General features: G+C 47.8%; 5 protein-coding genes. 4 read left to right on the forward strand and 1 reads right to left on the reverse strand.

The features are described 5' to 3' along the window. Window positions 1–123: 123 nt before the first annotated feature. Entirely contained in the window at window positions 124–1785 is a 1662-nt protein-coding gene (locus QUA88_RS16520; RefSeq protein ID WP_333272681.1) for a glycosyltransferase family 39 protein, read from the reverse strand. 74 nt (window positions 1786–1859) lie between these two features. On the opposite strand from QUA88_RS16520, the gene QUA88_RS16525 reads away from it, so the two are divergent. From QUA88_RS16525 to QUA88_RS16540, 4 genes are all read left to right on the forward strand, one after another. Beyond that, window positions 1860–3347 carry a hypothetical protein gene (locus tag QUA88_RS16525; RefSeq protein ID WP_333052979.1) on the forward strand — a complete coding sequence of 496 codons (1488 nt, stop codon included), beginning with the start codon at window positions 1860–1862 and terminating at the stop codon, window positions 3345–3347. 486 nt (window positions 3348–3833) lie between these two features. Further along, window positions 3834–4241: a hypothetical protein gene (locus tag QUA88_RS16530; protein WP_333272684.1), complete on the forward strand. Its 408-nt coding sequence runs from the start codon at window positions 3834–3836 to the stop codon at window positions 4239–4241. Between the two features lie 699 nt (window positions 4242–4940). Next, the gene (locus tag QUA88_RS16535) at window positions 4941–8411 is read left to right on the forward strand and encodes a DUF4347 domain-containing protein (protein WP_333272686.1); all 3471 of its coding nucleotides are present in this window, start codon (window positions 4941–4943) and stop codon (window positions 8409–8411) included. Between the two features lie 873 nt (window positions 8412–9284). Next, complete coding sequence (locus QUA88_RS16540) at window positions 9285–12650, forward strand: DUF4347 domain-containing protein (RefSeq protein WP_333232057.1); 3366 nt, start codon at window positions 9285–9287, stop codon at window positions 12648–12650. Window positions 12651–12691 lie beyond the last annotated feature (41 nt).

Below are 12691 nucleotides of genomic sequence, written 5' to 3' on the forward strand. Positions count from 1 at the left end.
TTTTGCAAGAGGTCTAATGTAGATTTGGATTTGCCGCCCAAGTGGGGGCGGGTTTTCGAGATTTTTGGTCTGAGGCGATTATGGTTGGTGAACCCGCCCCTACGGTAATTTGGGGAAACACGCTTACTTTCGAGTTACCACAACCCAATCGTCCGCTGTTTTGACAACCTCAGCATTCTGCAAACCTAAATGTTTTAAAACAGGTTTTTCTAACAGAAAATAAGGTTGAGGAAGAGTTTGCCATTTCTGTTTGAGCGTAGGTGCGTCGGCAACAATAACTTGGCGTTGACTGTAAAAATTCAGCGATGGACGGCCCAAGCGGTGAGAAGTAAACACTTGTTGACCCGCCGGAGTTCCTGTGCGGACAATTTCGGCGATCGGCTTAACCGGATAATCCTCCGCCAATTCCCAAACCCAGTTATCTGAAGCCACCAATACCAACAGCGTCAGGTAAGTTCCCCAAATTAAAACTAATATAAACTGTCGGTCTTTGCGGTGCAGCAACACGGCCGCCATTGTCATTGTCAAAGCTACAAACATCAGCATTAACTGCAAATCTCGCTCTGGAGGCGCAATTTGTCCCCCGATCCATACCCAGCCACTGAAGTACACGCAACCGACGACAGCAACTATAGCCAGCACTGCCAAAATCGCGGGATGAGGCAACAAAGAAATAGCATCAAAACGTTCTTCTGCTTCCTCTTTGATCGGCTCAGGCGGCAGCCATAGTTGCTCCCAAACTTCAGCGAGATAACTGCCAACAGCAAGAGCAAAAGCTGGATAAATTGGCAAAACATACCACGGCAATTTAGTAGTCATCACAGAAATAGCCAGCAGATATACTCCAGTCCAAACCAATACTAATTTTGGCCCGGGAAAACTGCGATTTTCCCAACTCAGACGCAGCCCTTGCAGCCAAAATAACTGCCAGGGCCAAGCTAATTTTAAAATTTCTAAAAGATAATACCAAGGCGGGCCTCTGTGACTGCTTACAGGTTCCGAAATGCGCCGGAAAGATTCGTTAACTAAATTAGCGTGGATGAAATATTGGCCGTAGTGCAGCCATTGGGCAAAATACCAAGCAGCTACTGGCAATGTTCCGATCGCAAATCCGCCCCAAAGATACCCAGAAGTGAGGAGTCGCGGGGTATCCCAAACCAAAAAAATACAGCCCATCCCAGCCAGCAGCAGCCCCAACATCACGCCTTTAGTGAGGCAAATGAGTCCGAACCCAATCCCTGCGCCCAAAGCGTAGCGCAAGTCGCGGCGCGATCGTAGCAAACACCACATCGCCCCCAGCAAAAAACACAAAACTGCTCCATCCAACATCGCCAAACGTCCATGCCGCACCACCGGTAACAGCGTCAGATACACGAGGGCAGAAAAAATGGCGATCGAGCGTCTAGGAAACAACTCCCTGCCAATGGCGTAAAGCAAGGGCACTGAAGCCGCCGTCAGCATCGCCGGTACCAACCTCGCCGTCAATTCGCTGACACCGCCGACGGCAAAACAGAGCCCGATTAGCCAGTGTACCAGCGGCGGTTTGTTGAAATAAGGCATAGAGTCGATCGTCGGATACAGCCAATTTAAGTTGCCGCGCCAAATTTCGCGACTTACCTGCGCTGCAATGCCTTCATCCCAATCCCGCAAAGCCACGCCGCCCAGATTCAGCCCGAAAATCAGCACTGCAGCCAACAGAAAAGCCAGCATCCACACTTTGTCTGTAAAGCTGTCATTCCAGCGATTTTTCGGTTTGCGGCCAAGGAATGGAAAGATTTCTGACATAAGTTAAGAGAGTTTTGAGCGTCCCAAACTGAGGGTAAACTTAGACAGCAGTTATTTGCGACTAGGAAAATACCATGAACTTGCCTGTAATTATAGATATTATCATTGGCTTAGTATTTATCTACCTGACTTTAAGCTTGCTAGCTTCGGAAATTCAGGAACTGATTGCTACTGTTTGGCAGTGGCGGGCGGAACATTTAAAGAAGTCGATCGAAGTGCTGATTTCTGGCGGCAGCGAAGGTGCGAAAGATCCCCTGCAATTTAAGCGAGTCGGACAGTTAGCCCATGCGATTTACGCCAATCCGATTATCAAAGATTTGAATCAGGGAGCGAAAGGGCTGTTATCAGAGGGATTCCGCTCTGTTACGCACCGCCTGGGGGATTTGTACCACGGAATTACGGGTACTAAAAATGTTTTCGGCAATAAATCCAGTGGGCCTTCTTATATTCCAGCCGAGTGTTTTTCGGCTAGCCTTTTGGAGACTTTAAAGGTTTCTAGTTTGCTCAGCTCTATCTCTAAAACCAGATTGGAAAGATTTAAAGATTTACAGTTGGCACAAATTCAACAGATTGGAGAAAATCTGAGTTTGCCGGATGCTACTAAACCGATTATTGAGCAAGAATTTAGGTGGCTGACTGCGGAGTTCAATCGAGTTGTTGAAGATTATCAAAACAATTTAGCAAGTTTGAACAACAGCTTAGATCGAATGTCGGAAAAGCTAGGATTTTATATTAAGGATTCTCAGGTTTATCTACCAGAAACCGAGCAGGGAGGGAGAGACTTTCAGAGGCAGATGGCATTTGTCAAGGCTCGTTTTGACAGCAGAATTGAGCGGGTGGCGCTGCTGGGGCAACTGCAACCTAGTTTCAGCAATCTGTTAAATAGTGTTAAAAAAAGTCAAGAGTCGGTAGCAGAAATTATGGAGCTAAAAGAGGAGAGTCCGATTTATCAACAAATTCAAGAAACCTTGGACAGTATGCCAGAATCTTTGAAACGCAGCCTTTATATTTTAGCGCAGCGCGCTGAAAAAAGTGGCGGAAATACTCAAGAGCAGTTGCAGCGGTTTCAGAAAGAAATTGAAATTTGGTTTGACCAATCGATGGAGCGTGCTTCTGGTGTTTACAAGCGGAATGCTAGAGGGGTGGCGATTTTGCTCGGAACTGCGATCGCGGTTGCTGCTAATGCTGATACCATTCATATTATTAATCGGTTGTCGAAGGATTCGATGTTGCGATCGACTGTTAATTTGTACGCTGAGCAGTTGGTGGGAAACAATGCTGAGACTAAATTAGATAATTTAACAAGTCTGAGAAAAGTTCAAAAGGATGTAGATATAGCTTTGGATGAGGTAGCTCTGCCTTTTGGATGGAGCGAACAGAACAGTTTAGAACGTGATAAGCAGAAGAATTTATTGTGGCCGGCTTTGATTACAAAATTGTTTGGTTGGATATTGAGTGGGGTAGCTATTTCTATGGGGGCTGGTTTTTGGTTTGAGGCGCTCAACAAGATTATTAATATTCGCAATGCAGGGAAAAAACCGCCATCTTCCACAGAATCTTGAGGGGTGCTGTTGCGAGGCCAATCTACTAAGTGTCATACCCTTTTAAATTTTAGATTTTAGATGGCCGAATGACTGAAGACTATCGAGCTTTGAAGCACGGGCTTATATCATATCCGGTCGTGGGACCGCGATTGTAGGGGCGGGTTCACGAACAATACCTGCCAATAATTGACAATCTCAAAAACCCGCCCCGACCAGGATATTATGGTTAATTGCTCGGAGATGATATTACAGTTGGATTCTTTTGTGAAAGTGGGATCGCGGATAGGATACCGGATCGATCGGTAATGGCGCGTTTGCCGGAACTAAGGGAAAACACGCAGAATATAAATTCCGTGCGATCGCGGATGGCAGTGCAGCAGAAATAGGGCAAACTGATAGATAGGTTACATAAGAATGGGCGAAATAAACAAGGTCGCTGGCAGTTTCAGAAGCTCTGACTCCAAGGCTGTATCTACCGCTAAACTCACTTTTGGAGGACGGAATATGTTGACTTCTTTAAGGGAAACGACTCCCGCCTCGGAAGACGCAAATCCCCCATCCAAAAGCTTTGTAGTCAAGGAGTCCAGCATCAATGAAGGTGGATATTTTGTTGCCAGAATATTGGCTGGGGAATCTTACTGCATCGATAAATTTACCTGGAAACTTCAAAAATCTGCCTCTATCCTTAGAGAGATTGACAAAGTTGGCTCGACTTATGACTGTCCCTCGAACCAACTGCAATTAGGCTTTGTTATCCTCAGTTCAGATTACCTCGAACCATACAAAAGTCAATTGCCAAAATCGCATAATTCTCTGACTCAAAACAGCGGACTTGGTTCGTGTTATGCCGATCGAGATAGTGATACATTCAGCAACGGCGGTGGGCGCGATAAGCCAATTGATTTACCGTGAGGGGTTCCACTTAATCTTAGATTGTTTTGACTGTTAGTAAATGCGACCAAACGTCCTGGGAATCAGTATTTAGGTGTACCGCAAACCTAGCAAAGTCAAAGCATATAGAATTGTTCAAAATCTACATAATTCAGTTTTCCATTGGATGAAATACAGCTAGGGAAACTCTAGTGCATTGTGCCTCTACGTAAAATCTCACACTCAAATAAAAACTACTAAATATAAGAGGAGTTATTCGGGGGTGAATTACCTCCACTATTTCCGCATCCCTCAACTCAGCCTACTATTAGCAAAATAAGGTCAATCGATTTTAGATTTTAGATTTTAGATTTTAGATTGACTTGCGCGAGATAAATGCTCTTTCTTGAGGATTTTCGATTTTCGATTTTGGATTGATTCCACGGATAAATTCGGGGGCTTGATACCACCTTTGAAATTCGTGGTCAAAAAAAAATTGGATAATAGAACCTAGATTTATTTCAATATTCCCGATTAATATTGCGATCTATTCCCATAGATAGAGGCTCATATTTCCATTTTGGTTAAAAGTAAAAATGCAAATGCCGAGCAAAATAAATCAACAAAAATATTTTTAAAAAGGCATCATCTATCAATTGGGTGTTAAGATATAATGAAATAAGCCTGATGAGATAACTCCGGGGTGTATCTACTAATAATGCCCTTAATGGAGTCTCCAATATGAGTTCTACATTCGCTCAAGTTAACTCACAATCTGCTTTTGAAGAACGGCCAGTGCGCTCCTTAGTCTTCATTGACGCCGGCGTGAAAGATTACGAGTCAATTACAGCAGGAGTGCTGCCCGGACAGCAGGTAGTAATACTCGATCGCACCAAAAACGGCATCGAACAAATCACATCCGAGATGGAAAAATACGCCTCTACTAAGGGGGCGATAGACTCGGTTCACATTATTTCTCACGGCAGTTCAGGCAGCCTACAATTAGGCAATACCGCTCTGGGTTCAGATAACATAGAGCAATACAAAAGCCAGTTGGAAAAGTGGCAAACTTCACTAGCCCCAGAAGCAGACATCATGCTGTACGGCTGCGATGTAGCAGGCGGTACAGGTGTTAATTTCGTCGATCGATTCAGTCAATTAACCGGAGCTGACGTTGCGGCCTCTACCAACATAACTGGCAGCAACGGCGACTGGAATTTAGAATTTGCTAAGGGTCAGATTGAATCTCCCTTAGCCTTGGGGCCAGAGGCTATGGCAAGTTACCAAGGTGATTTAGCTACGATCGTAGTAGCCAACAATAGCGATAGCGGGCCGGGTTCATTAAGGGCTGCGATCGCCACCGCTGTTGCCGGCGATATCATTACCTTCGCTCCAGGTTTAGCCAACCAAACCATTACCCTCACCAGCGGTCAACTCGATATTCCCGTTGGCAAAAACATCACCATTGACGGCGCCGCCGCACCCGGTTTAACCATCAGTGGCAACAACGCATCCCGCGCCTTTTTTGTCAATGCCAACGTTGCGACTGCTACGAATTTTACAGTCAAAAACCTCGCTATTATCAACGGTAAAACGGTGGATAATGGTGGGGCGATCGGTACACAAGACGAAGTAACGATGACCGTAGAAAACGTTCAGTTTACCAACAACGTGGCTGATAAAGGCGGCGGTGCAATCTTCAGCGGCTGGAACAACACCCTGACCGTTACCGACAGTAAATTCACCGGAAATAAAGCCACTGCAACCAACGATGAACGTGGCGCTGGCGGTATTGCTTTTGCAAGTAATAAAAACCTCACCGTTGTTAACAGCGACTTCACCAACAACTTAGGAATTAATGGTGGGGCAATTAACAGCCTAAACGGCAAGTTAACAGTTGAAAACTCGCGATTCATCGGCAACGATACCACCTCCGGCCAGTTCGCCCCAAACGATCCCAACGGCAATTCTTTTTTAAGGGGTTTCGGCGGGGCAATTTACACAGACCGCGCCAGTTCTACTGACGAGCCTTCCGGCACAATTAAAATCAGCAAAAGCGTATTCCAAGACAACAAAGGGCGAGGCGAAGGCGGAGCAGCTTATCTGTTTACCGGCACCCAAGATAGCGTAAGTATTGCAGACAGCACCTTCCAAAATAACGAAATTCTGGCGCTACCCAACGGTGGAAATGATGGAAACGGTGGTGGGGTAACGATTTTGAGCGACAGCACCAACCAGGGATTGACCATTGCCAACACCACCTTTGCGGGCAACAAAGCCAATAATCAAGGTGGCGGGCTGTGGATGCGAAATGTCCCTACTACGATTACTAACAGTACGTTTTCTGGCAACTCCACGGCCTTTGCTGCTGGTGATTTCAACAAACTCGGCGGTGCAATGACTCTTGGTGCACCCACAACCATTCTCAACACGACGATCGCCGATAATTCTGCAGGCTGGGTTGGTGGAGGTATCTTCGCCAATGCCAATAATGTCACCCTCAAAAACACTATTCTTTCCAACAATACAGCGGCTAACGGAGGAAACCCTTGGGGCATTCAGCAACACGTCACCGCCCAATATAGCGATCGAGGAGGGAATTTTCAGTGGCCGGCCAAAAACCCCAATGACGGAAGCGATGTCAATGCGACGGCAAGTGTGACGATCGCAGACCCCTTACTTGGCCCTTTGCAAAACATCAACGGCGCTTTAGTCAGGCCCCTGCTGACAGGAAGTCCGGCAATTGATAAAGGGATTGCCACCGACGCACCCGCTACAGATCAGCGAGGCCTGACTCGCCCTCAAGATGGCGACAGCATTCCAGGTGCGATCGTGGACAGCGGCTCTTTTGAATTGGGAGGTAGTGTCGTCCCAGTGCCCACACCGACTCCGGCGCCAACTCCCACACCGGAACCGACTCCAACTCCCACACCGACTCCGGCGCCAACTCCCACACCGGAACCGACTCCAACTCCCACACCGACTCCGGCGCCAACTCCGACGCCCGCGCCGACTCCGACTGAGACTCCGACACCCACACCGACTCCGGCGCCCACACCGACTCCGGCGCCTACTCCGACGCCCGAACCGACTCCAACTCCCACACCGGAACCGACTCCGACTCCCACACCGGAACCGGCACCAACTCCCACACCGGAACCGGCACCAACTCCCACACCTGTGCCGACTCCGCCGCCGACACCAACTCCCGCACCGACACCAACTCCGGCCTCGGATGGTTCCCTGCTCGATAGCCTCAACGCCCCGCAACTCGACTCTGCCACCATCACCCCCAACCCCGTCCAACAAACAATCAACGGCGGTAACGATGCCGATTTCATCATGGGCGGTGGCATCAACGAGTCGATTAACGGACAAGTCGGCAACGATATTCTTTACGGTATGGGCGGCAATGACAACATTGACGGCGGTGCAGATAACGACTCAATCTTCGGCAATGGAGGCAGCGATTTCATCTCTGGCGACGCTGGCAACGATACCATCTACGCTGGCAAAGATAATGACACTGTGGTTGGTGGTGAGGGCGACGACTTGTTGAGGGGAGATTTAGGCAATGATACAGTTGCCGGGGGCTTTGGCAACGACAGCATTTTCGGCGGTAAAGATGACGATATCTTACTCGGTGAAGATGGAGACGACTACATTTTAGGCAACTTGGGAAATGACACACTTAATGCTGGAAATGGCAACGATATTGCCTTTGGCAATGAAGGTGCAGACCTGATTTTTGGCTTATTGGGAAATGACACGCTTTACGGCGGCAAAGAAAACGACAGTCTCAATGGCGGTGAGGGCAACGACTTGCTGTTGGGCGGCAATGAAAACGATGTGCTGTTCGGCGACATCGGTAACGATAGCCTGTACGGCGGCAAAGCTAATGATATTCTCAGCGGCGGTGCTGGGGAGGATTTCCTCAGCGGCGATGTTGGGGACGATACATTGACTGGTGGTTCGGGAAATGATGTGTTTTTCCTCAATCAAAGTTTGGGTAGCGACATCATTACTGATTTCCGCAAGGGAGAGGATTTAATTGGGTTGAGTTCTGGTTTGAGTTTTAATCAACTCAGTATTACTTCCAGCAACAATCAAACTTTGATTACTGTGACGGACACCAATCAATTGTTGGCGAAGCTTAACAATATTACCCCCGGTATTCTCACCGCTAGCGATTTCACTCAGGTAACAATCTAACTGGCTGGGGTAGGGTGCGCCATCAGCAGCCCGCCCCTACGCAGGGCTGTTTCATTCTCTTGTAGGGGCAGCCCCCCGTGGCTGCCCCAATCTCTGAAACATGAGCAAATCGTGGATGGGGAGGGTAGGCACGGGGAGTAGGGGTAGCACTACAAGAGTCAAAATCATCGTTTTCTTGAGAATGAAACAGCCCTGCGCCCCTACGGGGGCTACGCCAACGAAGAGGAGCGATCGATCTGATTCTTTTCAAGTGCGATCGGTAATAAATCTTGTTTATTGCCGATCGCCCACACCTAGAATGAGACACACCCGTCTATTGCAATCCTGAGCTGGCTAACCATAAGTAGCGGCCGAATAAAGCCTGCTTTCTCAACCAATAATTTTTAGATTTGTGGGAACTTTTTTACAGATAGGAAAAAAGTTAAATTAATCAAAATTTTAGGGAATTTTCCTGGTTTTATCTAATGTGAATGTATCAGGTACTAGCTAGAGCAATTCTCAGGAACTCAGAACCACATAAAATATTTTCTGAGTTTTACCTGACTAATGCTTCCCAATGGTTTGATGCACTACGTATCTGGCTAATGGTGTGCATAGCAAATCTACCTATAGAGGTTCCAGTGCCGGACTATTTACATTACATCCTCTGCATTTAATTGCTAAAAAAAACCGCAATTTTTACACAGCAAAAGCTGATTAGGTAGAAAAGTATCGGGTTTCACTTAAGGATAAGATTCAAGTTTTTCCCTGAATTTTAATATCCCCGATGGATTACCGAGGTTTTAATTCTGCCTACTGCCTTCTGCATCTCTAGCCTTCTGCTTTCAAGGTGAATCTACCAGCAAATAGTAAACATTCTCATGGGTATGCCAAATGAGTTCAACTTTTGCCACCAACATGGATTCACAATCTGTTCTCCACAATGCTGGTTCTAAATCTATTGTCTTCATTGATTCCGACTTAGATGACTATCAAACTCTTGCCGGTGGCGTGCTTCCCGGTGCAGAGATTATCATTTTAGATAAAAATGGTAACGGAGTCGAGCAAATTACTGCGAAACTGCAAACAATTTCGGCTGCGGGGGAAACTGTAGACCAAGTTCACATTATTTCTCACGGCAATTCTGGTAGCTTGCAGCTAGGTTCTGCAACGCTGAATTCGGATAATTTATCACAATATGAAAGCCAGTTGCAAGGGTGGCGAAATGCGCTAAGCGAGAAAGCAGATATTGTGCTTTACGGTTGCGATGTTGCTGCGGGTTCGGGAAGCGATTTTGTCGATCGCCTGGGCGAGTTAACCGGGGCTGATATTGCTGCATCTAGCGATCGCACTGGCCGCGGTGGTAACTGGAATTTGGAGTTTGCCAAGGGTGACATTGAAGCACCGCTAGCCTTGACTCCAGAGGCAATGGCGGATTATCAAGGGACTTTAGCAACTATTACCGTTACCAACAATAATGATAGCGGGCCGGGTTCATTGAGAGATGCGATCGCCTCCGCAGCAGCCGGCGATACCATTCAATTTGCCTCCACTCTTGCGGGCCAAACAATTACCCTAACGAATGGTCAACTTGTTATCAACAAAAACTTGACAATTGACGCCGTTGGTGCAGCCAATTTAACCATCAGTGGCAACAATGCTTCGCGGGTCATTCTCACAGAAGGTGCAACAAATGTTACTCTAAAAAACCTGATTATTGCCAACGGCCGAGTTTCTGGTACTGACCCAAATAATCAGACAACTAGCGCCGGTGGTGGCATTCAAACAGGAGGTAGCAGCACTTTAACTTTAGAAAATTGCCAAGTCAATAATAATGTGGCGGGTTTTGGTGGCGGCATTTACACGGGTTTTCGCAGCACGACGACTGTCATTAACAGCAAGTTTAGCGACAATGATGGTTCACTAGCTAACAATACCGAACGTGGTGGCGGCGCGATCGCCACTAAAAGCGGCGGTGTTCTGACTATCAGAGATAGCGAATTTACCAACAACAAAGGCAGCTACGGCGGTGCGGTTAATAACCTGTTGGGCAGCATGACGATCGAAAACTCTAAATTCACAGGGAACCGCACAGATAAAGGCGTTGGCGGGGCAGTTTACGTCGATGGCGCTAATGCTTCGGGACCGAATGCAACCCCCGGCCCAGTTGCCGGAACTATTGCTATCCGCAACAGCCTTTTTGATGGCAATATCGGAGCGAGAGAAGGAGGCGCAGCCTTTTTGTTTGGTTATTTGCAAGATAAAGTGGTCTTGGAAAATAGCACTTTTATTAACAATAAAGCTGTCAAGGATCTAGCAGGAGTTGGAGGTTCGGGAGGCGCAATTCGTCACGGAAATACCGAACTTACGGTAACAAATTCCACTTTTGCTAATAACCAAGCTGAAGATAATGGGGGCGGTTTGTGGTCAGGAGAGAATGGAAATATCAGCATTGTCAACAGTACATTTTCCGGCAACAGCGCGGATAAGCAGGGCGGAGGAATGCTTGTCGCTAACAGAGATTCCTTTTCGACTAACATCGTCAATTCGACTTTTGCTCAAAATACCGCTGAATTTTCGGGAGGTATTGCTACTTTCAACGACCCTGTGAAATCGCCAATTACTGTCAAGAATTCTATTTTTGATAGGAATACGGCAAGTAATCCTTTTAAAACGAGGCAGCACACTGGACGGCAGCTAATCGATGGGGGAAACAATATTCAATTTCCCGCTAAACTGACGGTGGGAGATCCTAATGATAGTAATGTTACGGCAAATGTGACGATCGCCGACCCCTTACTGGGCCCTTTGGAAAATATTAACGGCGCTTTCGTGCGACCACTGCTAACAGGAAGTCCGGCAATTGATACTGGTACTGGTGTGGGCGCGCCAGCGACAGATCAGCGCGGTGTGAGTCGCCCGGCTGATGGTGATAATAACGGAAGTGCGATCGTTGATATTGGCGCTTATGAATTGAACCCTACAGTCACGCCGACTCCAACTCCGACGCCCACTCCAACTGAGACTCCGACTCCGACACCGGAACCGACTCCCACGCCCACACCGGAACCGACTCCCACACCGGAACCGACTCCGACTCCCACACCGGAACCGACTCCGACTCCGACACCGGAACCGACTCCCACTCCGACACCGGAACCGACTCCCACGCCCACACCGGAACCGACTCCCACTCCGACACCGGAACCGACTCCCACGCCCACACCGGAACCGACTCCCACGCCCACACCGGAACCGACTCCCACGCCCACTCCAACTCCAGCTTCGGATGATTGCCTACTCGATAGCCTCAACGCCCCGCAACTAGATCCTGCTACCATCACCCCCAACCCCGTCCAACAAACAATCAACGGCGGCGACACTACCGATTTCATCATGGGCGGTGTCATCAACGATTCAATTAACGGACAAGTCGGCAACGATACTCTCTACGGCATGGGCGGCAATGACAACATTGACGGCGGCGCAGATAACGACTCAATCTTCGGCAATGAAGGCAGCGATTTCATCTCTGGCAGCGCTGGCAACGATACCATCTACGCTGGCAAAGATAATGACACTGTGGTTGGTGGTGAGGGCGAGGACTTGTTGAGGGGAGATTTAGGCAATGATACAGTTGCCGGCGGCCTTGGCAACGACAGCATTTTCGGCGGTAAAGATGACGATATCTTGCTGGGTGAAGATGGCGACGACTACATTTTAGGCAACTTAGGAAATGACACAATTAATGCCGGAAACGACAACGATATTGCCTTTGGCAATGAAGGTGCAGACCTGATTTTTGGCGACATCGGTAACGATACCCTGTACGGCGGCAAAGAAAACGACAGTCTCGATGGCGGTGAGGGCAACGACTTGGTGTTGGGCGGCAATGAAAACGATGTGATCTGTGGCGACATCGGTAACGATAGCCTGTACGGAGGCAAAGGTAATGATATTCTCAGCGGTGGCAGCGGTGCCGATTTCCTTTCCGGGGATGTTGGGGACGATACATTGACGGGAGGTTCGGGAAATGATGTGTTTTTCCTCAATCAAAGTTTGGGTAGCGACATCATTAATGATTTCCGCAAGGGAGAGGATTTAATTGGGTTGAATTCTGAATTGAGTTTTAATCAACTCAGTATTACTTCCAGCAACAATCAAACTTTGATTACTGTGACGGACACCAATCAATTGTTGGCGAAGCTTAACAATATTACCCCCGGTATTCTCACCGCTAGCGATTTCATTACTCTGTAGTTCTTATAGCAATCCTAAATCCTTTGTGAATTTCTTACTCC

The sequence above is a fragment of the Microcoleus sp. D3_18_C2 genome, from assembly GCF_036702395.1.
Taxonomy (GTDB): domain Bacteria; phylum Cyanobacteriota; class Cyanobacteriia; order Cyanobacteriales; family Microcoleaceae; genus Microcoleus.